At 68.6% G+C, this 21,644-nt stretch carries 33 protein-coding genes; all 33 read left to right on the top strand.

Annotated features, from left to right (window positions below; genetic code table 11):
- The first annotated feature begins 83 nt into the window (after positions 1–83).
- The 33 genes from fusA to rplQ all read left to right on the top strand — a co-directional run bounded on the left by fusA (position 84) and on the right by rplQ (position 21,122).
- Entirely contained in the window at positions 84–2,198 is a 2,115-nt protein-coding gene (fusA, locus tag CITRIK5_RS07185) for an elongation factor G (RefSeq protein ID WP_036381535.1), read from the top strand.
- Between the two features lie 281 nt (positions 2,199–2,479).
- Entirely contained in the window at positions 2,480–3,670 is a 1,191-nt protein-coding gene (gene tuf, locus CITRIK5_RS07180) for an elongation factor Tu (protein WP_036317754.1), read from the top strand.
- 128 nt (positions 3,671–3,798) lie between these two features.
- A complete protein-coding gene (locus CITRIK5_RS07175; protein ID WP_162833779.1) occupies positions 3,799–3,939 on the top strand; it encodes a hypothetical protein in 141 nt (46 codons plus the stop codon).
- The gene (locus tag CITRIK5_RS07170; protein WP_041103558.1) at positions 3,936–4,403 is read left to right on the top strand and encodes a DUF3817 domain-containing protein; all 468 of its coding nucleotides are present in this window, start codon (positions 3,936–3,938) and stop codon (positions 4,401–4,403) included. Before CITRIK5_RS07175 ends, CITRIK5_RS07170 begins: the two co-directional genes overlap by 4 nt.
- Positions 4,404–4,729: 326 nt before the next feature.
- On the top strand, positions 4,730–5,038 hold the full coding sequence (gene rpsJ / locus CITRIK5_RS07165; protein WP_002857463.1) for a 30S ribosomal protein S10: 309 nt from the start codon (positions 4,730–4,732) through the stop codon (positions 5,036–5,038).
- A gap of 20 nt (positions 5,039–5,058) precedes the next feature.
- A complete protein-coding gene (gene rplC / locus CITRIK5_RS07160) occupies positions 5,059–5,709 on the top strand; it encodes a 50S ribosomal protein L3 (RefSeq protein ID WP_036317759.1) in 651 nt (216 codons plus the stop codon).
- Positions 5,710–5,713: 4 nt separating this feature from the next.
- Complete coding sequence (gene rplD, locus CITRIK5_RS07155; protein WP_041103272.1) at positions 5,714–6,349, top strand: 50S ribosomal protein L4; 636 nt, start codon at positions 5,714–5,716, stop codon at positions 6,347–6,349.
- The gene (gene rplW, locus CITRIK5_RS07150) at positions 6,346–6,651 is read left to right on the top strand and encodes a 50S ribosomal protein L23 (protein WP_002857471.1); all 306 of its coding nucleotides are present in this window, start codon (positions 6,346–6,348) and stop codon (positions 6,649–6,651) included. Before rplD ends, rplW begins: the two co-directional genes overlap by 4 nt.
- 37 nt (positions 6,652–6,688) lie before the next feature.
- Positions 6,689–7,528 (top strand): 50S ribosomal protein L2, encoded by an 840-nt coding sequence (gene rplB, locus CITRIK5_RS07145; protein WP_010080386.1) that lies wholly within the window; start codon positions 6,689–6,691, stop codon positions 7,526–7,528.
- A gap of 15 nt (positions 7,529–7,543) precedes the next feature.
- Positions 7,544–7,825, top strand: a complete 282-nt coding sequence (rpsS, locus tag CITRIK5_RS07140) for a 30S ribosomal protein S19 (protein ID WP_002857475.1) — start codon at positions 7,544–7,546, stop codon at positions 7,823–7,825.
- 51 nt (positions 7,826–7,876) lie between these two features.
- The gene (gene rplV, locus CITRIK5_RS07135; RefSeq protein ID WP_017487837.1) at positions 7,877–8,242 is read left to right on the top strand and encodes a 50S ribosomal protein L22; all 366 of its coding nucleotides are present in this window, start codon (positions 7,877–7,879) and stop codon (positions 8,240–8,242) included.
- A gap of 2 nt (positions 8,243–8,244) precedes the next feature.
- Positions 8,245–9,063 carry a 30S ribosomal protein S3 gene (rpsC, locus tag CITRIK5_RS07130; protein WP_002857479.1) on the top strand — a complete coding sequence of 273 codons (819 nt, stop codon included), beginning with the start codon at positions 8,245–8,247 and terminating at the stop codon, positions 9,061–9,063.
- On the top strand, positions 9,063–9,479 hold the full coding sequence (gene rplP, locus CITRIK5_RS07125; protein ID WP_036317764.1) for a 50S ribosomal protein L16: 417 nt from the start codon (positions 9,063–9,065) through the stop codon (positions 9,477–9,479). Before rpsC ends, rplP begins: the two co-directional genes overlap by 1 nt.
- A gap of 4 nt (positions 9,480–9,483) precedes the next feature.
- A complete protein-coding gene (gene rpmC, locus CITRIK5_RS07120) occupies positions 9,484–9,753 on the top strand; it encodes a 50S ribosomal protein L29 (RefSeq protein ID WP_036317766.1) in 270 nt (89 codons plus the stop codon).
- Positions 9,750–10,031 (top strand): 30S ribosomal protein S17, encoded by a 282-nt coding sequence (rpsQ, locus tag CITRIK5_RS07115; RefSeq protein WP_036317768.1) that lies wholly within the window; start codon positions 9,750–9,752, stop codon positions 10,029–10,031. Before rpmC ends, rpsQ begins: the two co-directional genes overlap by 4 nt.
- Before the next feature lie 342 nt (positions 10,032–10,373).
- A complete protein-coding gene (rplN, locus tag CITRIK5_RS07110) occupies positions 10,374–10,742 on the top strand; it encodes a 50S ribosomal protein L14 (protein WP_002857487.1) in 369 nt (122 codons plus the stop codon).
- Positions 10,743–10,746: 4 nt separating this feature from the next.
- Positions 10,747–11,088 carry a 50S ribosomal protein L24 gene (rplX, locus tag CITRIK5_RS07105; protein ID WP_002857489.1) on the top strand — a complete coding sequence of 114 codons (342 nt, stop codon included), beginning with the start codon at positions 10,747–10,749 and terminating at the stop codon, positions 11,086–11,088.
- A complete protein-coding gene (gene rplE / locus CITRIK5_RS07100; protein WP_036337950.1) occupies positions 11,088–11,663 on the top strand; it encodes a 50S ribosomal protein L5 in 576 nt (191 codons plus the stop codon). Before rplX ends, rplE begins: the two co-directional genes overlap by 1 nt.
- A 73-nt stretch (positions 11,664–11,736) precedes the next feature.
- On the top strand, positions 11,737–12,135 hold the full coding sequence (rpsH, locus tag CITRIK5_RS07095; protein ID WP_002857494.1) for a 30S ribosomal protein S8: 399 nt from the start codon (positions 11,737–11,739) through the stop codon (positions 12,133–12,135).
- A 30-nt stretch (positions 12,136–12,165) separates the two neighbouring features.
- Positions 12,166–12,699 (top strand): 50S ribosomal protein L6, encoded by a 534-nt coding sequence (rplF, locus tag CITRIK5_RS07090; protein WP_036381545.1) that lies wholly within the window; start codon positions 12,166–12,168, stop codon positions 12,697–12,699.
- Positions 12,699–13,073, top strand: a complete 375-nt coding sequence (rplR, locus tag CITRIK5_RS07085) for a 50S ribosomal protein L18 (protein ID WP_002857498.1) — start codon at positions 12,699–12,701, stop codon at positions 13,071–13,073. Before rplF ends, rplR begins: the two co-directional genes overlap by 1 nt.
- A complete protein-coding gene (gene rpsE / locus CITRIK5_RS07080) occupies positions 13,070–13,819 on the top strand; it encodes a 30S ribosomal protein S5 (RefSeq protein ID WP_002857500.1) in 750 nt (249 codons plus the stop codon). Before rplR ends, rpsE begins: the two co-directional genes overlap by 4 nt.
- A gap of 3 nt (positions 13,820–13,822) precedes the next feature.
- Positions 13,823–14,047, top strand: coding sequence for a 50S ribosomal protein L30 (gene rpmD, locus CITRIK5_RS07075; protein ID WP_002857502.1), 225 nt, complete (start codon positions 13,823–13,825; stop codon positions 14,045–14,047).
- Positions 14,040–14,492, top strand: coding sequence for a 50S ribosomal protein L15 (rplO, locus tag CITRIK5_RS07070; RefSeq protein WP_036317776.1), 453 nt, complete (start codon positions 14,040–14,042; stop codon positions 14,490–14,492). Before rpmD ends, rplO begins: the two co-directional genes overlap by 8 nt.
- Positions 14,493–14,657: 165 nt before the next feature.
- A complete protein-coding gene (secY, locus tag CITRIK5_RS07065; protein ID WP_036317778.1) occupies positions 14,658–15,965 on the top strand; it encodes a preprotein translocase subunit SecY in 1,308 nt (435 codons plus the stop codon).
- A gap of 51 nt (positions 15,966–16,016) precedes the next feature.
- Entirely contained in the window at positions 16,017–16,634 is a 618-nt protein-coding gene (locus CITRIK5_RS07060) for an adenylate kinase (protein ID WP_044659554.1), read from the top strand.
- 4 nt (positions 16,635–16,638) lie between these two features.
- Positions 16,639–17,481, top strand: coding sequence for a type I methionyl aminopeptidase (gene map, locus CITRIK5_RS07055; protein WP_159833411.1), 843 nt, complete (start codon positions 16,639–16,641; stop codon positions 17,479–17,481).
- Positions 17,482–17,685: 204 nt separating this feature from the next.
- Entirely contained in the window at positions 17,686–17,907 is a 222-nt protein-coding gene (gene infA, locus CITRIK5_RS07050; protein WP_010080397.1) for a translation initiation factor IF-1, read from the top strand.
- A 35-nt stretch (positions 17,908–17,942) separates the two neighbouring features.
- Entirely contained in the window at positions 17,943–18,056 is a 114-nt protein-coding gene (gene rpmJ, locus CITRIK5_RS07045; RefSeq protein WP_002857509.1) for a 50S ribosomal protein L36, read from the top strand.
- A gap of 274 nt (positions 18,057–18,330) precedes the next feature.
- Positions 18,331–18,699 carry a 30S ribosomal protein S13 gene (rpsM, locus tag CITRIK5_RS07040; protein ID WP_073116801.1) on the top strand — a complete coding sequence of 123 codons (369 nt, stop codon included), beginning with the start codon at positions 18,331–18,333 and terminating at the stop codon, positions 18,697–18,699.
- Positions 18,700–18,782: 83 nt separating this feature from the next.
- A complete protein-coding gene (gene rpsK / locus CITRIK5_RS07035; RefSeq protein ID WP_002857513.1) occupies positions 18,783–19,187 on the top strand; it encodes a 30S ribosomal protein S11 in 405 nt (134 codons plus the stop codon).
- Between the two features lie 132 nt (positions 19,188–19,319).
- On the top strand, positions 19,320–20,318 hold the full coding sequence (locus CITRIK5_RS07030) for a DNA-directed RNA polymerase subunit alpha (protein WP_159833409.1): 999 nt from the start codon (positions 19,320–19,322) through the stop codon (positions 20,316–20,318).
- A 75-nt stretch (positions 20,319–20,393) separates the two neighbouring features.
- Positions 20,394–21,122, top strand: coding sequence for a 50S ribosomal protein L17 (gene rplQ / locus CITRIK5_RS07025; protein ID WP_159833407.1), 729 nt, complete (start codon positions 20,394–20,396; stop codon positions 21,120–21,122).
- The last annotated feature ends 522 nt before the right edge of the window (positions 21,123–21,644 follow it).

The following is a 21,644-nucleotide window of genomic DNA, read 5'->3' as shown; positions in this document are numbered from 1 at the left end:
GCCGCAGGTGCGTCCTCTCGGACGGGCCACCCACCGCATCCACCTCACGAGCCCCCCCATTCCACCCGACCAAGGGAGACACCGTGGCACAGGACGTGCTGACCGACCTGCACAAGGTCCGCAACATCGGCATCATGGCCCACATCGATGCCGGCAAGACCACCACCACCGAGCGCATCCTGTTCTACACGGGTGTCAACCACAAGCTGGGCGAGACCCACGACGGCGGCGCGACGACGGACTGGATGGAGCAGGAGAAGGAGCGCGGCATCACCATCACCTCCGCCGCGGTGACCTGCTTCTGGAACGACCACCAGATCAACATCATCGACACCCCCGGCCACGTGGACTTCACGGTCGAGGTGGAGCGCTCGCTGCGCGTGCTCGACGGCGCCGTCGCCGTGTTCGACGGCAAGGAGGGCGTGGAGCCCCAGTCGGAGACCGTGTGGCGCCAGGCGGACAAGTACAACGTCCCGCGCATCTGCTTCGTCAACAAGATGGACAAGCTGGGCGCGGACTTCTACTTCACCGTCGACACCATCGTGAAGCGCCTCGGCGCGCGTCCGCTCGTGATGCAGCTGCCGATCGGCGCCGAGAACGACTTCGTGGGCGTCGTCGACCTGCTCTCCATGAAGGCCTTCGTGTGGCCGGGTGACGCCAAGGGCGACGTCACCATGGGCGCCTCCTATGAGACCCGCGAGATCCCCGCCGAGCTCCAGGAGAAGGCCGAGGAGTACCGCAACGAGCTCGTCGAGGCCGTCGCCGAGACCTCCGAGGAGCTCATGGAGAAGTACCTCGAGGGCGAGGAGCTCACCGTCGAGGAGATCCAGGCCGGCGTGCGCCAGCTGACCGTGAACGCCGAGGCCTACCCGGTGTTCTGCGGCTCCGCGTTCAAGAACCGTGGCGTGCAGCCGATGCTGGACGCCGTGGTCGCCTACCTGCCGAACCCGCTGGACGCCGGCTCCGTCAAGGGCCACGCCGTGAACGACGAGGAGGAGGTGCTGGAGCGCGAGGCGTCGAAGGAGGCCCCGTTCTCGGCGCTCGCCTTCAAGATCGCCACGCACCCCTTCTTCGGCACGCTGACCTTCATCCGCGTGTACTCCGGCCGCCTGGAGTCCGGTGCGCAGATCCTCAACGCCACCAAGGGCAAGAAGGAGCGCATCGGCAAGCTGTTCCAGATGCACGCCAACAAGGAGAACCCGGTGGACGAGGTGGTCGCCGGCCACATCTACGCCGTGATCGGCCTCAAGGACACCACCACGGGCGACACCCTGTGCGATCCCGCGAACCCGATCATCCTCGAGTCGATGACCTTCCCGGAGCCCGTGATCTCCGTGGCCATCGAGCCGAAGACCAAGGGTGACCAGGAGAAGCTCTCCACCGCCATCCAGAAGCTCGTCGCCGAGGACCCCACGTTCCGCGTGAACCTCAACGAGGAGACCGGCCAGACCGAGATCGGCGGCATGGGCGAGCTCCACCTGGACGTGTTCGTGGACCGTATGAAGCGCGAGTTCAAGGTCGAGGCCAACGTGGGCAAGCCCCAGGTCGCGTACCGCGAGACCATCAAGCGCAAGGTCGACAAGGTCGACTACACGCACAAGAAGCAGACCGGCGGCTCCGGCCAGTTCGCCAAGGTGCAGCTGTCCTTCGAGCCCCTGGACACCGCCGAGGGCGAGGTCTACGAGTTCGAGAACGCCGTCACCGGCGGTCGCGTGCCCCGCGAGTACATCCCCTCGGTGGACGCGGGCATCCAGGACGCCATGCAGTTCGGCGTGCTGGCCGGCTACCCGATGGTCGGCGTGAAGGCCACCCTGCTCGACGGCGCGTACCACGACGTCGACTCCTCGGAGATGGCGTTCAAGATCGCCGGCTCCCAGGCCTTCAAGGAGGGTGTCCGCAAGGCCAACCCGATCATCCTCGAGCCGCTGATGGCCGTGGAGGTCCGCACCCCCGAGGAGTTCATGGGCGACGTCATCGGCGACCTGAACTCCCGCCGCGGCCAGATCCAGTCCATGGAGGACGCCACCGGCGTGAAGGTGGTCAACGCCCTCGTGCCGCTGTCGGAGATGTTCGGCTACATCGGCGACCTGCGCTCCAAGACGCAGGGCCGCGCGGTGTACTCGATGACCTTCCACTCCTACGCCGAGGTCCCCAAGGCCGTGGCGGACGAGATCATCCAGAAGTCCCAGGGCGAGTGACCGCAGGTCACCTGCTCTGAACGACCTGCCCCGGGTCGGCCGCCGCAGCCGCGGCCGGCCCGGGGCGACCGGACCGCCCTCCCCGGCGCGGCGGTCCGCGATCAGGACGGGTCAGGTCCGGTCCGCTTCCGGCGGTCCCGACGGCCTGGAACCGGACTGGCCCTCGTGAGGCCGGGATTTCCCCAACCCCGCACCATCCGAGTAGACTCAGTCAAGTTGTCAGCACGTCGCAGGCGGCTGAGCAGTCTTCTTGACGATGAACCAGTTCTTAGGAGGAACTAGTGGCAAAGGCAAAGTTCGAGCGGACGAAGCCGCACGTCAACATCGGCACCATCGGCCACGTTGACCACGGCAAGACCACGCTGACCGCCGCCATCTCGAAGGTCCTGTACGACAAGTACCCGGACCTGAACGAGGCCCGTGACTTCGCGACGATCGACTCCGCCCCCGAGGAGCGTCAGCGCGGCATCACCATCAACATCTCCCACGTGGAGTACCAGACCGAGAAGCGTCACTACGCCCACGTGGACGCCCCCGGTCACGCCGACTACATCAAGAACATGATCACCGGCGCCGCTCAGATGGACGGCGCGATCCTCGTGGTCGCCGCCACCGACGGCCCGATGGCCCAGACCCGTGAGCACGTGCTCCTGGCCCGCCAGGTCGGCGTGCCGGCCCTGCTCGTGGCCCTGAACAAGTCGGACATGGTCGAGGACGAGGAGCTCCTCGAGCTCGTCGAGATGGAGGTCCGCGAGCTGCTGTCCTCCCAGGACTTCGACGGCGACGAGGCCCCGGTCATCCGCACCTCCGGTCTGAAGGCCCTCGAGGGCGACCCCCAGTGGGTCAAGTCCGTCGAGGACCTCATGGAGGCCGTGGACGAGTTCATCCCGGACCCGGTCCGCGACAAGGACAAGCCGTTCCTGATGCCGATCGAGGACGTCTTCACCATCACCGGTCGTGGCACCGTGGTGACCGGTCGCGCCGAGCGCGGCACCCTGAAGATCAACTCCGAGGTCGAGATCGTCGGCATCCGCGACGTGCAGAAGACCACCGTCACCGGCATCGAGATGTTCCACAAGCAGCTCGACGAGGCCTGGGCCGGCGAGAACTGCGGTCTGCTGCTGCGCGGCCTGAAGCGCGACGACGTGGAGCGCGGCCAGGTCGTGGTGGAGCCGGGCTCCATCACCCCGCACACCAACTTCGAGGCGAACGTCTACATCCTGTCCAAGGACGAGGGTGGCCGTCACAACCCGTTCTACTCGAACTACCGCCCGCAGTTCTACTTCCGCACCACCGACGTCACCGGCGTCATCACGCTGCCCGAGGGCACCGAGATGGTCATGCCCGGCGACACCACCGAGATGTCGGTCGAGCTCATCCAGCCGATCGCCATGGAGGAGGGCCTCGGCTTCGCCATCCGCGAGGGTGGCCGCACCGTGGGCTCCGGCCGCGTCACCAAGATCACCAAGTGATCTGACGCATCCCGTCTCGTGGCTCCGTTGAGCCGCTGACGCGCGACGCCCCCGTCTCCGGGTCCCCCGGAGGCGGGGGCGTCGCCGTGTCCGACGACGGCGCGGCGGCGGCGGCTAGGCTGGGGAGCATGCCTGAACTGCTCATCCTCATCGTGGTGCTCGCCGTGGCCGTCGTGGCCGTGCGCTGGGCGCTGCGGACCTTCCGTCCCGAGATCGACCGTGCCCGGCGCATCCGGCGCGCGAACCGCGGCGGGGAGCTGGAGCGATGAGCCTGCCCGGCCCGCGCCGCCTCTTCGCCGTCACGGCGATGGCCGAGATGTTCACCTGGGCCGGTCTGCTGATCGCCATGGGCCTCAAGTACGGCGGAGTCACGGAGCGGATGGTGCCGATCGCCGGCGGCGTCCACGGCTTCGTGTTCCTCTGCTACCTCGTGGTGACGGTCGCCGTGTGGATCGATGGGCGGTGGCCCGTGGCCCGCGGACTCCTCGGCCTCGGTTCGACGATCGTCCCGTTCATGACGGTCCCGTTCGAGCGGGCCCAGCGGCGGCGCGGCGAGCCGGCGTCGCGGTGGCAGGTCGTGGACCGCGCGCCGGGGGAGCGGGGGCCCCTCGAACGGCTTCTCGTCGTGGTGCTGCGCCATCCGGTGGTCAGCGCGCTCCTGGCGGTCGCCGTGGTCGCCGTCGTCTTCACCCTGCTGCTCAATGCCGGCCCGCCCACCGAGTGGGGCCGCTGAGCCCGGGGGACCGCCGGGCCCGGCCCGCCGATTGGCGGACTGGGCCCGCTTCTGTCTATACTGATTCGGTTGCTCAAGCGCCATTGCGCTGTCGTCGTGTGTCTCGCGGCGGCAGCTCGGCCCAGATGTGACGTCACCACTCCGACCCGCCACAGGCGTGTGCCCTCCCAGGAATGCGACACGCCCGACCGCGTGGACCGGAGTCCGGCGGCGGCGAGGAACCCGGTCCGACCGGATTCGCCCCGCGCGGGTGGAGGACAAGAAGGCGGGCACGATCCGCCGCACAGGGACAGGAACAGCACACCCGACGAGAGAGGCGTGACGCCATGGCGGGACAGAAGATCCGCATCCGGCTGAAGTCGTACGACCACGAGGTCATCGACGTCTCGGCCCGCAAGATCGTTGACACGGTCACGCGCGCAGGCGCGACGGTGGTCGGCCCCGTGCCGCTGCCGACGGAGAAGAACGTGTACTGCGTTATCCGTTCTCCCCACAAGTACAAGGACAGCCGCGAGCATTTCGAGATGCGCACCCACAAGCGGCTCATCGACATCATCGACCCGACCCCGAAGGCCGTCGACTCGCTCATGCGACTGGACCTGCCCGCGGACGTCAACATCGAGATCAAGCTCTGAGAGGGAGGTGCTGAGAGACTATGACCAACACCCAGAACATCAAGGGCCTGCTGGGCACGAAGCTCGGCATGACCCAGGTCTGGGATGAGGACAACAAGCTCATCCCTGTGACCGTGGTCAAGGCAGACCCGAACGTCGTCACCCAGCTGCGCTCCGAGGAGACCGACGGCTACACCGCCGTGCAGATCGCCTACGGCCAGATCGATCCCCGCCGCGTGACCAAGCCCCTGGCCGGTCACTTCGAGAAGGCCGGCGTGACCCCGCGTCGCCACCTCGTCGAGCTGCGCACCGCCGACGCCGCCGAGTACTCGCTCGGCCAGGACGTGACCGTGGAGGTCTTCGAGGCCGGCCAGAAGGTCGACGTCGTGGGCACCACCAAGGGCAAGGGCTTCGCCGGCGCCATGAAGCGCCACGGCTTCGCCGGTGTGGGCGCCTCGCACGGCCAGCACAAGAACCACCGCAAGCCCGGCTCCGTGGGCGGCGCGTCCACCCCCGGCCGCGTGTTCAAGGGCCAGCGCATGCCCGGTCGCATGGGCGCCGTGCGCCAGACCACCATGAACCTGACCCTCCACGGCATCGACGTGGAGAACAACCTCCTGCTGATCAAGGGCGCGGTGCCCGGCTCCAAGGGCCAGGTCGTGCTCGTCCGCAGCGCCGTGAAGGGAGCCTGAGACCATGGCTGAGAACTCCGTGAAGACCGTCCAGGTCGATCTGCCCGCCGAGCTCTTCGACGTGCAGTCCAACGTGCCGCTCATGCACCAGGTCGTCGTCGCCCAGCTCGCCGCCGCCCGTCAGGGCACGCACAAGACGAAGCGCCGCGGCGAGGTGTCCGGTGCCGGTCGCAAGCCGTTCAAGCAGAAGGGCACCGGCCGCGCACGTCAGGGCTCCATCCGCGCCCCGCACATGACCGGTGGTGGCGTCGTCCACGGCCCGACCCCGCGTGACTACTCGCAGCGCACCCCCAAGAAGATGAAGGCCGCCGCCCTGCGCGGTGCCCTGTCGGACCGCGCCCGCAACGGCCGCGTCCACGTCATCGAGGCCCTCGTGTCCGGGACCACCCCGTCCACCAAGGCCGCCAAGGCGGGCCTCGCGTCCCTGAACACCGGCCGCAAGAACGTGCTGCTGGTGATCGACCGGGCCGACGACGTCGCCGCCCTGTCCGCCCGCAACCTGCCCGCGGTCCACACCCTGTACGCCGACCAGCTGAACACCTACGACGTGCTCGTCTCCGACGACGTCGTGTTCACCCAGGCGGCCTACGAGGCGTACGTGGCCCAGGCTTCCGGCGCCAAGAAGGAGGATGCCCAGTGAGCGGCTCCATCAACAAGGATCCCCGCGACGTGATCATCGCTCCCGTCGTGTCGGAGAAGAGCTACGGTCTGATCGACGAGGGCAAGTACACCTTCCTGGTCGACCCGCGCTCCAACAAGTCCGAGATCAAGCAGGCGGTGGAGCGCATCTTCAACGTCGACGTGGCCTCGGTCAACACCCTGAACCGTTCCGGCAAGCGCCGTCGCACCCGCTTCGGGTGGGGCCAGCGCAAGTCCACCAAGCGTGCCATCGTCACGCTCAAGGACGGGACCATCGACATCTTCGGAGGTCCGCTCGCCTGATCGGCGTGCGGAGACCACTTAATCGAGGAACTGACACATGGCTATCCGTAAGTACAAGCCGACCACCCCGGGCCTGCGTGGCTCGTCCGTGGCCGACTTCGCAGAGATCACCCGGTCCACGCCGGAGAAGTCCCTTCTCCGTCCGCTGCACAAGACCGGCGGCCGCAACAACACCGGTCGCATCACCACCCGTCACAAGGGCGGCGGCCACAAGCGCCAGTACCGCCTGGTCGACTTCCGTCGCCACGACAAGGACGGCGTGCCCGCCACCGTCGCGCACATCGAGTACGACCCGAACCGCACCGCCCGCATCGCGCTGCTGCACTACGCGGACGGCGCCAAGCGCTACATCCTGGCCCCGGCCAAGCTGAAGCAGGGCGACGTGGTCGAGGCCGGCCCGAACGCCGACATCAAGCCCGGCAACAACCTGCCGATGCGCAACATCCCCGTGGGCACCACCATCCACGCGGTGGAGCTGCGCCCCGGCGGCGGCGCCAAGATGGCCCGCTCCGCCGGCGCGTCCGTGCAGCTGGTCGCCCGCGAGGGCAAGTACGCCCAGCTGCGCCTGCCCTCCGGTGAGATCCGCAACGTCGACGTGCGCTGCCGCGCCACGATCGGCGAGGTCGGCAACGCCGAGCAGTCGAACATCAACTGGGGCAAGGCCGGCCGCATGCGCTGGAAGGGCGTCCGCCCGACCGTCCGCGGCGTCGTCATGAACCCGGTCGACCACCCGCACGGCGGTGGCGAGGGCAAGACCTCCGGCGGTCGTCACCCCGTCAACCGGAACGGCAAGCCCGAGGGCCGCACGCGTCGTCCGAACAAGGAAAGCGACAAGCTCATCGTGCGTCGCCGTCGTACCGGCAAGAACAAGCGATAAGGGAGCAGGGAAGACATGCCTCGCAGCCTGAAGAAGGGCCCCTTCGTCGATCAGCACCTCTACCTGAAGGTTCTGGCCGAGAACGAGAAGGGCAGCAAGAACGTCATCAAGACCTGGTCCCGCCGGTCGATGATCATCCCGGACATGCTGGGTCACACCATCGCGGTCCACGACGGACGCAAGCACGTCCCGGTGTTCGTCACCGAGTCCATGGTGGGTCACAAGCTGGGCGAGTTCGCCCCGACCCGGACCTACCGCGGCCACGTGAAGGACGACAAGAAGGGCAAGCGCCGCTGAGCCTGAGGGCACAGCACGCTTGACCTTCTCGAGAATCGAAAGAGAGAAGCAATGGAAGCCAAGGCAATTGCGCGCCACCTGCGCGTGACGCCGATGAAGGCCCGGCGCGTCGTCGACCTGGTCCGTGGCAAGCAGGCCACCGAAGCACTGGCCATCCTGAAGTTCGCCCAGCAGGGCGCTTCGGAGCCGGTGTACAAGCTGGTGGCCTCCGCGGTGGCGAACGCCCGCGTCAAGGCGGACCGCGAGGGCCAGGCCTTCGACGAGGACGCCCTCTACATCACCGAGGCCTTCGTGGACGAGGGCCCGACCATGAAGCGGTTCCAGCCCCGTGCTCAGGGCCGCGCGTACCGCATCAACAAGCGCACGAGCCACGTGACCGTGGTCGTCGCGTCCAAGGACGAGAAGGGTGGGAACTGACAATGGGCCAGAAGATCAACCCCAACGGGTTCCGCCTCGGCATCACCACCGACCACGTCTCGCACTGGTTCGCGGACTCCCACAAGGAGGGCCAGCGCTACGCTGACTTCCTCAAGGAGGACGTCAAGATCCGCGAGCTGATGACCACCGGCATGGAGCGCGCCGGCATCTCCAAGGTGGAGATCGAGCGCACCCGTGACCGCGTGCGCGTGGACATCCACACCGCGCGTCCGGGCATCGTGATCGGCCGCCGCGGCGCCGAGGCCGACCGCATCCGCGGTGAGCTCGAGAAGCTCACCGGCAAGCAGATCCAGCTGAACATCCTCGAGGTCAAGAACCCCGAGACCGATGCCCAGCTGGTGGCGCAGGGTGTGGCCGAGCAGCTCGCCTCGCGCGTGGCGTTCCGCCGCGCGATGAAGAAGGCGATCCAGTCCGCCATGCGCGCCGGCGCGCAGGGCATCCGCATCCAGTGCTCCGGCCGCCTCGGCGGCGCCGAGATGAGCCGCTCGGAGTTCTACCGCGAGGGTCGCGTGCCGCTGCACACCCTCCGCGCGAACATCGACTTCGGCAAGTTCGAGGCCAAGACCACCTTCGGCCGCATCGGCGTGAAGGTCTGGATCTACAAGGGCGACCTGACCGCCAAGGAGCTCGCGGCCAAGGAGGCCGCGCAGCCCTCCGGCCGTGGCCGTGGCGGCGAGCGCCGCGGCGGCGGTGAGCGTCGTCGTCGCAACGATCGCGCCGAGCGTGCTCCCCGCCAGGAGAACGCCGGCGCCGGCGCCGAGACCCCGGCCGCCGCTCCCGCTGAAGGAGGCAACGCCTGATGCTGATCCCCCGTCGCGTCAAGCACCGCAAGCAGCACCACCCCAAGCGTTCCGGCGCCGCCAAGGGCGGCACCACCGTGACGTTCGGCGAGTGGGGCATCCAGGCGCTCACGCCGGCCTATGTGACCAACCGTCAGATCGAGGCCGCCCGTATCGCCATGACCCGCTACATCAAGCGTGGCGGCAAGGTCTGGATCAACATCTACCCGGACCGTCCGCTCACCAAGAAGCCCGCCGAGACCCGCATGGGCTCCGGCAAGGGCTCGCCGGAGTGGTGGGTCGCCAACGTCAAGCCCGGACGCGTGCTCTTCGAGCTGTCGGGTGTCACGGAGGACGTCGCCCGCGAGGCGCTCCGCCTGGCCATCCACAAGCTGCCGCTGAAGGCCCGTATCATCCGTCGAGAGGGTGGTGAGTGATCCCATGGCGATCGGCACCAAGGATCTGAACGTCGAGTCCCTGGACGGGATGGACAACGCCCGCCTGCTGGAGGCCCTGAAGTCCTCCAAGGAGGAGCTGTTCAACCTGCGCTTCCAGGCCGCCACCGGTCAGCTGGACAACGCCAGCCGGCTGAAGGCCGTCAAGCGTGACATCGCGCGCATCTACACGATCCTGCGCGAGCGCGAGCTGGGCATCCGCGGCGATGTCGCCGCCGAGGCGCAGGCCGAGAAGAACGAGGAGGCTGCCAAGTGACCGAGCAGACCCCGGCCGTCTCCGAGGAGCGCGGCTACCGCAAGGCCCTCCGTGGCATCGTCGTCTCCGACAAGATGGACAAGACCATCGTCGTCGAGGTCGAGGACCGCAAGAAGCACTCGCTCTACGGCAAGGTGCTGAAGACCTCGAAGCGCGTGAAGGCGCACGACGAGGACAACACCGCCGGCGTGGGCGACCGCGTCCGCCTCGCCGAGACCCGCCCGCTGTCCGCCTCCAAGCGGTGGCGTCTGGTGGAGATCGTCGAGCGCGCCAAGTGATCGACCCGGCCCCCTGAGGGCCGGCGACGCAGAGGGCCGCCCCGTGCACTGGCACGGGGCGGCCTTGTGCGTTAGACTCTGATATTCGTGCGCCCTCTCGTTGGCAGGACCATCCATCCTGTGTGCCGAGGGCCGCGCACGCCGATCCCGGATCCGCCTCGGCCCTGCCCTGCGCGCCCCTCCGCTCTCGACCTCCCCGACGCTGTCTGAACACGCGTCGCCGGGGGACGACGGCGGGCGGCCCGCCTCGGGGGAGGGGTAAGCGTCCCGGGATGCCCGTTCAACCGTTCCGCAAGGCTCGCCCATCGTGGGGGAGAACCGGCGCGACGCTAGGAGAGACAAGTGATCCAGCAGGAGTCGCGGCTCAAGGTCGCCGACAACACCGGTGCGAAGGAAATCCTGACCATCCGTGTTCTCGGCGGTTCCGGACGCCGCTACGCAGGCATCGGCGACACCATCGTCGCCACCGTGAAGGACGCCATCCCCGGCGGCAACGTCAAGAAGGGCGACGTCGTCAAGGCCGTGGTGGTCCGCACCCGCAAGCAGTCCCGCCGTCCCGACGGCTCGTACATCAAGTTCGACGAGAACGCGGCGGTCATCCTGAAGACCGACGGCGAGCCCCGTGGCACGCGCATCTTCGGCCCCGTGGGTCGCGAGCTGCGTGACAAGAAGTTCATGAAGATCGTGTCGCTCGCCCCGGAGGTGATCTGACCTCATGGCCAAGATCAAGAAGGACGACCTCGTCCAGGTCATCAGTGGCAAGGACAAGGGCAAGCAGGGCAAGGTCCTGCGCGTGTTCCCGACGGATGAGCGCGTGCTCGTCGAGGGCGTGAACCGCGTGACCAAGCACCTGCGCGCCGGCCAGGACAACAACGGTTCCACCGAGGGCGGCCTGCAGGTCGTCGAGGCCCCGATCCACATCTCGAACGTGGCCGTGGTGGACCCGGAGACCAAGAAGCCGACCCGTGTGGGCTACCGCTTCGAGACCGTCGAGAAGGACGGCGTGAGCAAGACCGTGAAGGTCCGCTTCGCCAAGGCCTCGGGGAAGGAGCTGTGATGACCGAGGTGCAGCAGACCGAGAAGGTCACCCCGCGTCTGAAGACCAAGTACCGCGAGGAGATCCGCGACGCCCTGCAGGAGCAGTTCCAGTACGGGAACGTCATGCAGGTGCCGGGCCTTGTGAAGGTCGTCGTCAACATGGGCGTCGGCGAGGCCGCCAAGGACTCCAAGATCATCGACGGCGCGGTCACCGACCTCACCGCCATCACCGGCCAGAAGCCGATGATCACCAAGGCCCGCAAGTCCATCGCGCAGTTCAAGCTGCGTGAGGGCATGCCCATCGGCACCCACGCCACCCTCCGTGGCGATCGCATGTGGGAGTTCCTGGACCGCCTGGTCACGCTCGCGCTGCCGCGCATCCGTGACTTCCGCGGCCTGTCCGACCGCCAGTTCGACGGCAACGGCAACTACACCTTCGGCCTGTCCGAGCAGACCGTGTTCCACGAGATCGATCAGGACAAGATCGACCGCGTGCGCGGCATGGACATCACCGTGGTGACGACCGCCAAGAACGACGACGAGGGCCGCGCGCTGCTGAAGGCGCTGGGCTTCCCGTTCAAGACCGACCAGTAAGACCTCCACGCCACAGGTCCTCCACCGGTGAACCGGTGGCGGAAACCACGGCGAGAAAGGGCGTGAAGCCCACATGACCATGACCGATCCCGTCGCAGACATGCTGACCCGTCTGCGCAACGCAAACTCGGCCTACCACGACACCGTGTCCATGCCGTCCTCGAAGCTGAAGACTCGCGTCGCCGAGATCCTCAAGGCCGAGGGCTACATCCAGGACTGGCGCGAGGAGGAGGCCGAGGTCGGCAAGAAGCTGACCATCGACCTGAAGTTCGGCCCGCAGCGTGAGCGTGCGATCGCCGGCCTGCGCCGCATCTCCAAGCCGGGCCTGCGCGTGTACGCGAAGTCCACGAACCTGCCCCACGTGCTGGGCGGCCTCGGCATCGCCATCCTGTCCACCTCCTCTGGTCTCCTCACGAACCAGCAGGCCGCCAAGAAGGGCGTGGGCGGAGAAGTCCTCGCCTACGTCTGGTGACGGGCAAGACGGAAGAAAGGCTGAACTGACATGTCTCGAATCGGACGTCTCCCGATCACCATCCCCGCCGGCGTCGATGTGACCATCGACGGCGACCGCGTCTCCGTGAAGGGCCCCAAGGGCCAGCTCGAGCACTCGCTGCCCACGCCCATCACGGCCACCCTCGAGGAGGGGCAGGTCACCGTGGCCCGCCCCGACGACGAGCGTGAGTCCCGCTCCCTGCACGGTCTGACCCGCACCCTCATCAGCAACATGGTCGAGGGCGTGACCAACGGCTTCTCCAAGCAGCTCGAGGTCGTCGGCACCGGCTACCGCGTGCAGGCCAAGGGCCAGGACCTCGAGTTCGCCCTGGGCTACTCCCACCCCGTCCCGGTGAAGGCGCCCCAGGGCATCACCTTCACGGTGGAGGGCAACAAGGTCACCGTCGCCGGTATCGACAAGCAGCAGGTCGGCGAGACCGCCGCCAACATCCGCAAGCTGCGCCGCCCCGACCCGTACAAGGGCAAGGGCGTGCGCTACGCGGGCGAGCAGATCCGCCGCAAGGCCGGAAAGGCAGGTAAGTGATGTCTACTCTGAAGGTGAAGGGCAAGGGCAAGTTCAACGCCCGCACCCGCCGCCACCTCCGGGTGCGCAAGCGGATCTCCGGCACCACCGTCCGTCCCCGCCTCGTCGTCAACCGCTCTGCACGGCACATGTTCGTGCAGGTCGTGGACGACACGCAGAGCCGCACGCTCGCGTACGCCTCCACCATGGAGGCCGACGTGCGTGCGCTCGAGGGCGACAAGACGGCCAAGGCCAAGCGCGTGGGCGAGCTCGTCGCCGAGCGTGCCAAGGCGGCCGGCATCGAGGCCGTGGTCTTCGACCGCGGCGGCAACAAGTACCACGGGCGCGTCGCGGCCGTGGCCGACGGTGCGCGAGAGGGTGGGCTGCAGCTGTGACCGAGAACATCAACCAGAAGGACACTCAGGTGACCGAGAGCACCGAGACCACCGTCTCCGAGACCGGGTCGGGCTCGGCGAGCCAGACCACCGAGCGCGCCACCGGTGGCCGCGGCGGTCGCGACGGCGGCCGCGGTGGCCGTGACGGCGATCGTCGTGGCGGCCGTCGCGACGACCGCAACCGTCGTGGCGCCCAGGACGACGAGAAGGACCAGTTCCTCGAGCGCGTCGTGGGCATCAACCGCGTCTCCAAGGTCGTCAAGGGCGGCCGCCGCTTCTCCTTCACCGCCCTCGTGGTGGTGGGTGACGGCGACGGCACCGTCGGCGTCGGCTACGGCAAGGCGAAGGAGGTCCCCGCCGCGATCCAGAAGGCCGTGGAGGAGGCCAAGAAGTCCTTCTTCCGCGTCCCCCGCGTCGGCTCCACCATCCCGCACCTGGTGCAGGGTGAGGACGCCGCCGGCGTCGTGCTGCTCCGCCCGGCCTCCCCGGGTACCGGCGTGATCGCCGGCGGTCCGGTGCGCGCCGTGCTCGAGTGCGCCGGCATCCACGACGTGCTGTCCAAGTCCATGGGCTCCGTGAACGCGATCAACATCGTGCGCGGCACCGTGGACGCCCTCAAGAAGCTGGAAGAGCCCCAGGCCGTCGCCGCCCGCCGCGGCAAGGCCCTGGACGAGATCGCCCCCCATGCGATGCTGCGCACCATGGAGAACGATCGCGCCCAGAAGAGCGCGAAGGCAGGTGCGTGAGCCGTGTTTGAGCCCACCCGCAAGAACATCCAGCCCTCGGACGCCACCCTGGTCATCACCCAGACCCGCGGCGTCACGGGCTCCAAGCAGAACCATCGGGACACCCTGCGCTCGCTGGGCCTGAAGCGGATCGGCCACCAGGTCACCCGCAAGGCCGACGCGGTGACGGTCGGCATGGTCAACACCGTGCCGCACCTGGTGTCCGTGGAGGAGGTCAACAATGGCTGACAACGACGCCATCAAGGTCCACGACCTGCGTCCGGCCCCCGGTGCCAAGACCGCCAAGACCCGTGTGGGTCGCGGTGAGGCGTCGAAGGGCAAGACCGCCGGTCGCGGCACCAAGGGCACCAAAGCCCGTTACCAGGTCCGTGCGGGCTTCGAGGGCGGCCAGCTGCCCCTGCAGATGCGTCTGCCGAAGCTCCGCGGCTTCAAGAACCCGTTCCGCACGGAGTACCAGGTCGTGAACCTGGACAAGCTCTCCGCGCACTTCCCCGAGGGCGGTGAGGTCACCGTGGACGCGCTCGTGTCCAAGGGCCTCGTCCGTCGCGGTCAGCCCGTCAAGGTGCTGGGCACGGGGGAGATCACCTCGGCCGTGCAGGTGAAGGCGAACGCCTTCTCCTCGTCCGCCGTGGAGAAGATCCAGGCCGCCGGCGGGTCCACCGAGACCCTCTGACACGCCGACCCATCCACCGAGGGCCCTGGCCCGGAGCAGCCGCTCCGGACCAGGGCCCTCGGTCCATCCGTGTAGACTCGCACAGCGGCCGCCCCGGTGTGGCCGCCGTCTCGTGCCCCGCCCCGCGGCCGGCGCGCGCCCCACAGGACCACCGCAGGAGGACTCGTGCTCAAGGCCATCGCCCGGATCGTCCGGACGCCTGACCTGTTGCGGAAGATCGCCTTCACGCTCGCGCTCATCGCCGTCTACCGGATGGGCGCCTTCGTGCCGGCCCCCGGGGTGGACTACCCGGCGGTGCAGCAGTGTCTCGCGGCGGGCAACGCCCAGGGCGGCCTGTACTCCTTCGTGAACATGTTCTCGGGCGGGGCGCTCCTGCAGGTGTCCGTCTTCGCGCTCGGCATCATGCCCTACATCACGGCGTCGATCATCGTGCAGCTGCTGCGCGTGGTGATCCCGCGCTTCGAGCAGCTCCACCAGGAGGGCCCGCAGGGCCAGGCGACGCTGACGCAGTACACCCGCTACCTGACCCTCGCCCTCGCCCTGCTGCAGGCGACCACGATGGCCTCGCTGGCCCGCACCGGGGCCCTGCTCGGATGCAGCCTGCCGCTGCTGCGCGACGGCTCCATCCTCACGGTGCTGCTCGTGGTCATCGCCCTGACCACCGGCTGTCTCATCGTCATGTGGTTCGGCGAGCGGATCACCGAGAACGGCGTGGGCAACGGCATGTCCCTGCTGATCTTCACCTCCATCGCGGCGGGCTTCCCGGCCGGCCTCGGCCAGGTGGTCCAGACGCAGGGCTGGCGCGTGTTCGCGATCGTCATGGGGATCGGCCTGCTCACCATGCTGGCCATCGTCTTCGTGGAGGAGTCGCAGCGCCGGATCCCGGTCCAGTACGCCAAGCGGCAGATCGGCTCGCGGACCGTGGGCGGGTCGAGCACCTACATCCCGGTCAAGGTGAACATGGCCAACGTCATCCCGGTCATCTTCGCCTCCTCCGTGCTGATGCTCCCGAGCATCCTCATCCAGTTCAACACGCCGCAGGACGGCAGTGCGCCGGCCCCGTGGATCACGTGGCTGAGCCGGTACTTCGGCCCCGGCGACCACCCGGTGTACATGGCCCTGTACTTCCTGCTCATCATCGGCTTCACGTACTTCTACGTGTCCATCACGTTCAACCCGGTGGAGATCTCGGACAACATGAAGCGCTACGGCGGCTTCATCCCCGGCGTCCGCGCCGGCCGGCCCACCGAGCGTTACCTGCAGTACGTCATCAGCCGCATCACGCTCGTGGGCGCCCTCTACCTGGGTATCGTGGCCATGATCCCGCTGATCGCCTTCGCGGTGATCGGCACCAGCCAGAACTTCCCGCTCGGCGGCACGTCCATCCTCATCATGGTGGGCGTCGGCCTCCAGACCGTGAAGCAGGTCAGCGCACAGATGGAGCAGCGCCACTACGAGGGCCTGCTGCGCTGAGCCCCGACCCGATCCCGCAACGCCGTCCGTATCGACAGTGAGGAACACACGATGACCCGCATGCTGCTCATGGGCCCTCCCGGTTCCGGCAAGGGCACCCAGGCCGCCCGGATCGCCGACAAGCTGGGGATCGTCCCGATCTCCACCGGTGACATCTTCCGCCACAACGTGAAGTCGATGACGCCGCTCGGCGTCGAGGCCAAGAAGTACATCGACAACGGCGACTTCGTCCCCGATGAGGTCACGAACCGCATGGTCGCGGACCGCATCGCCCAGGCCGATGCGGAGCACGGCTTCCTGTTGGACGGCTACCCGCGCACGAAGGGCCAGGTCGAGGCGCTGGACGCCATGCTCGCCGAGGCCGGCCTGTCGCTGTCCGCCGTCGTCGAGCTGGAGGTGCCCGACGAGGAGCTCGTGGAGCGCCTGCTCAAGCGTGCCGAGATCGAGGGCCGCGCGGACGACACCCAGGAGGTCATCGAGCACCGCCTGGACCTGTACCACCGCGAGACCGAGTCCGTCATCCAGGAGTACGTGGAGCGCGGCATCGTCGCCCGCGTGGACGGCACCGGGCAGATCGACGACGTCACCGAGCGCCTGCTGCAGGCCGTGTACTCCGTGCGCGCAGCCACGGGCTCCCTGCCCGTGATCCAGCCGGGCGCGGAGTCCTGACCCCGTGATCGGCTGCCGCTCGCTCGAGCTCAAGACCGCCCCCCAGCTGCAGGCCATGCAGCGCGCGGGGGTGGTCCTGTCCGAGGCCCTGGACGCCACGCTGACCGCGGCCGCGCCGGGCGTCACCACCGCGGAGCTGGACGCCGTGTTCGCGGGCGTCCTGGCCGAACGCGGTGCGACCTCCAACTTCCTGGGCTACTACGACTTCCCGGCCTCGATCTGCACCTCGGTCAACGACGAGGTCGTGCACGGCATCCCCGGGGACCGGGTCCTGCAGACCGGCGACGTGCTGAAGGTCGACGGGGGCGCGATCGTGGACGGCTGGCACGCGGACTCGGCCCGCACGGTGATCCTGGGCTCCTCCGCGGCCGGCACCGCGGACCCGGCCGACGAGCGCCTCTCGGCGATCACGCGGGAGGCACTCTGGGTCGGCATCGCGGCCTTCGCCTCCGCCACCCACGTCGGGGACATCGGGGACGCCATCGACGACTTCGTCTCCGCGCAGCCGGGCGAGGAGCTCGGCATCCTCGAGGAGTACGTGGGGCACGGCATCGGCTCGGCCATGCACCTGCCGCCGGACGTGTTCAACTACCGCACCGGCCACCGGGGGCCCAAGATCCGCCCCGGTCTGGCGCTCGCCATCGAGCCGATGCTGGTGCGCGGCTCCATCGACACGAAGGTGCTCGCGGACGACTGGACCGTGGTGACCCTCGACGGCGCCCGCGCGAGCCAGTGGGAGCACTCGGTCTGCCGGCACGACGCCGGCGTGTGGGTGCTCACCGCTCCCGACGGCGGCGCCTCCGAGCTCGCCCGGTTCGGCGTGGTCCCGGTCCCGCCGGGGGAGTGAGGGGCCCGAGCTGTCGGCCGTCCGTCCCGCCCGTCCGGCGGACCGGGCGGCCGTCCTCGTCTGTGCTGGTTCTCAGGCCGAGAATGCGGTATCATCGAACGTTGTTCGTGTGCGCGCACTCGTGTGCGCCGGCGAGCAGACCCGTTCCCGCCCCGTCATCCGGCCCTCCGCGGCCGTGCCCGGGGCATGACGATTGTGGAGGACATGGCTAAGAAGGAAGGTGTCATCGAGGTCGAGGGCACGGTGTCGGAGGCATTGCCGAACGCGATGTTCCGGGTCCGTCTGCAGAACGAGCACGTCGTGCTCGCCACGATCTCCGGAAAGATGCGTCAGCACTACATCCGCATCCTCCCCGAGGATCGCGTCGTGGTGGAGCTTAGCCCGTACGACCTCAACCGGGGTCGGATCGTGTACCGATACAAGTAAGAACCCCCGTCCAAGCGAGCGCAGGAGGAAGAGCCGTGAAGGTTCAGCCGAGCGTGAAGCGGATTTGTGACAAGTGCCAGGTCGTGCGCCGTAAGGGCCGCGTGCTGGTGATCTGCTCGAACCCGCGCCACAAGCAGCGCCAGGGCTGATCGCCTCCCCGGGAGCCCGGGGAGCGACGCCGTCGCGTTGACCACACCACCCACCGGCCATCGGGCCGAACAGCAGGGACAGCGGTCCACCCCGTGAGGGGAGGGCCCCCACCTCCGGCCGCAGGGGCCGGAGACCGACGACGGCGGACGCCCGCCGCGGAGCACGCCGGATCTTCCCCGGCGCCGCGACGACGGGTCCGCGTGGCCGAGTGCCGCGTCGTACGGGACGTCCCTGGTGCAGACCCCTGCTGCAGAAGAACAGGAGGACGGCCACATGGCTCGTCTTGCAGGCGTTGACATTCCGCGCGAGAAGCGCGTGATCATCGCACTCACGTACATCTACGGTGTGGGTAAGACCCGCGCTGAGGAGACCCTCGCCGCCACGGGCATCGACCCGAACGTCCGCGTGAAGGACCTCTCCGACGAGCAGCTGGTGCAGCTGCGCGACCACATCGAGGGCAACTACAAGGTGGAGGGTGACCTCCGCCGCGAGGTGGCCGCCGACATCCGTCGCAAGGTGGAGATCGGCTCCTACGAGGGCCTGCGCCATCGCCGCGGTCTGCCGGTGCGCGGCCAGCGCACGAAGACCAACGCCCGTACCCGCAAGGGCCCCAAGAAGACGGTCGCCGGCAAGAAGAAGTGATCCTGCACCGGCGGTGACCGCGTCCACGTCCGGACGCCCCGCCCGCAGCATCAGCACCAGCAGCTTTCCCGGAGGAGAATCACATGCCCCCCAAGACTCGCGCATCGGCTGCCCGCAAGCCGCGTCGCAAGGCCAACAAGAACATCACCGTGGGCCAGGCCCACATCAAGAGCACGTTCAACAACACCATCGTGTCCATCACGGACACCACGGGTGCCGTCATCTCCTGGGCCTCGTCCGGCGAGGTCGGCTTCAAGGGGTCGCGCAAGTCGACCCCGTACGCCGCGCAGATGGCCGCCGAGCAGGCCGCCAAGCGTGCGCAGGAGCACGGCATGAAGAAGGTGGACGTCTTCGTGAAGGGTCCGGGCTCGGGCCGCGAGACCGCCATCCGCTCCCTGCAGGCCGCCGGCCTCGAGGTGGGGTCCATCCAGGACGTCACCCCCATGGCCCACAACGGCGCTCGCCCGGCGAAGCGCCGCCGCGTCTGACCTGAGCGCTGTGTCCGCGTCCGTCCCCGCCCGGGGCGGGCGCGGACAGGTCTGCGGACCTGCCCCCACCCCGTCCTCGTTTCCACCCACCGCGTGCGTCATATGGCGGACGCTCGCCGAAAGGAAATGTCCGTGCTCATTGCACAGCGCCCCACGCTGACCGAAGAGGTCGTCTCCGACCATCGTTCCCGGTTCGTCATCGAGCCCCTGGAGCCCGGCTTCGGCTACACCCTCGGCAACTCCCTGCGCCGCACTCTGCTCTCGTCGATCCCCGGTGCTGCCGTGACCAGCATCCGCGTGGACGGCGTGTTGCACGAGTTCAGCACCGTCAACGGAGTCAAGGAGGATGTCACCGAGATCATCCTCAACATCAAGAAGCTCTCCGTCTCCTCGGAGAACGACGAGCCCGTGGTGGCCTACCTGCGCAAGCAGGGGGCCGGCGTCGTCACCGCCGCGGACATCACCGCGCCGGCCGGCGTCGAGATCCACAACCCGGACCTGCACATCGCGACCCTGAACGCGAAGGGCAAGTTCGACATGGAGCTGACCATCGAACGCGGTCGCGGCTACGTGACCGCCGCCCAGAACAAGTCCGCGGATGCGGAGATCGGCCGCATCCCGGTCGACTCCATCTACTCCCCGGTCCTCAAGGTGACCTTCAAGGTCGAGGCCACCCGTGTGGAGCAGCGCACCGACTTCGACCGTCTGATCCTGGACGTGGAGACCAAGGAGAACATGCTGCCGCGTGACGCGGTGGCCTCTGCCGGCTCCACCCTGGTCGAGCTGTTCGGCCTGGCCCGCTCGCTCAACGTCGAGGCCGAGGGCATCGACCTGGGCGACGAGCCCGAGGTCGTCGAGGGCTCCGCCGACCTGGCCCAGCCGATCGAGGACCTCGAGCTCACCGTGCGCTCGTACAACTGCCTCAAGCGCGAGGGTATCCACACCGTGGGCGAGCTCGTGGGCCGGTCCGAGGCCGACCTGATGGACATCCGCAACTTCGGCGCGAAGTCCATCGACGAGGTCAAGGAGAAGCTCCAGGAGCTGGGCCTGTCCCTCAAGGACTCGCCGGCCGGCTACGACCCGCAGGCGCACGCGCGCCAGATGGACGACGACCCGTTCTCGGACTACTGAGCCGATTCCGCACCACCTGACATCTTCGACCCGACGCCGCAGCCGGCTGAAGGGTCCCACCCGAGGAGAAACACCATGCCTACCCCCACCAAGGGTCCGCGTCTGGGCGGCAGCCCGGCCCACGAGCGCATCATGCTGGCGAACATGTCCGCCCAGCTGTTCGAGCACAAGTCGATCACCACGACGCTCACCCGCGCCAAGCGCCTGCGCCCGTACGCCGAGCGCCTGATCACCTTCGCCAAGAAGGGTGATCTGCCGGCCCGCCGCAAGGTGCAGGGTCTCATCGCCGCCAAGAACCGCACCAACAAGGCGGTCGTGCACGAGCTGTTCACCGTGATCGGCCCCGCGATGGCCGAGCGCAACGGCGGCTACACCCGCATCACCAAGATCGGCAACCGCCATGGCGACAACGCGCCCATGGCCGTGATCGAGCTGATCATGGACCCGATCTCCGGCAAGCAGGCCGTGGTGCGTGAGGCCGAGCAGGCCGCTGCGTCCGCGCCGGCCGCCCCGGCCGAGTCCACCCCGGTGGAGGCCGTCGACCCGGCCGCCACCGAGGAGGTCACCGTGGCCGAGTCGCAGGAGGCCGCCGCCGAGATCGACGGCGCCGTGCCCACCACCGAGGACGGCTCGGCTCCGGCCGAGGCCACCATCAAGGGCAACGCCAGCTCGAAGAAGTACCACGTCCCCGGCTCGCGCTGGTATGACCAGACCACCGCCGAGGTCTGGTTCTCCACCGTCGAGGAGGCCAAGGCCGCGGGCTTCGAGCCCGCCGGTGGCGAGGCCGCCCAGAAGATGGCCTGACGCCATCGCCTGAGTCCGCGTCCGTCCCCGTGACGACGCATCGGCGAAGGGCCGCCCACCACTCGGTGGGCGGCCCTCTGCCGTCCCGGTCCCGCCCCGCGTGAGGAGCAGCATGAGCGAGCAGCACCGCCCGGACGCCCCGCCGGCGCCCGGGGATCCCGCGTCCGTGCGCGTCCGCCTGGACCTGGCCTACGACGGCGGCGCCTTCCACGGCTGGGCCCGCCAGCCCGGTCTCGACTCGGTCCAGGGTGCGCTGGAGGACGGGCTCGATCGGATCCTGCGCCGGCCCGTGCGCACGGTGGTCGCCGGACGCACCGACGCGGGGGTGCACGCGCGCGGCCAGGTCGTCCACCTCGACCTGACCGAGGCGGAGTGGGCGGGCCTGACCCGCGGCCGGCCCGGCCTGGAGCCGGCCACCTCCCTCACCCGACGCCTCGGCGGGGTGGTCTCCGGGCGGTCGCTTATACACATCTCCGAGCCCCCGAGACTCCTGAGCCTCTCGTATTCCGTCCTCTGCTTGGA

It is taken from the genome of Micrococcus sp. 116, from assembly GCF_902506395.1.
In the GTDB taxonomy this organism is placed as follows: domain Bacteria; phylum Actinomycetota; class Actinomycetes; order Actinomycetales; family Micrococcaceae; genus Micrococcus; species Micrococcus luteus.
This window is presented reverse-complemented; position numbering and strand designations above follow the sequence as displayed.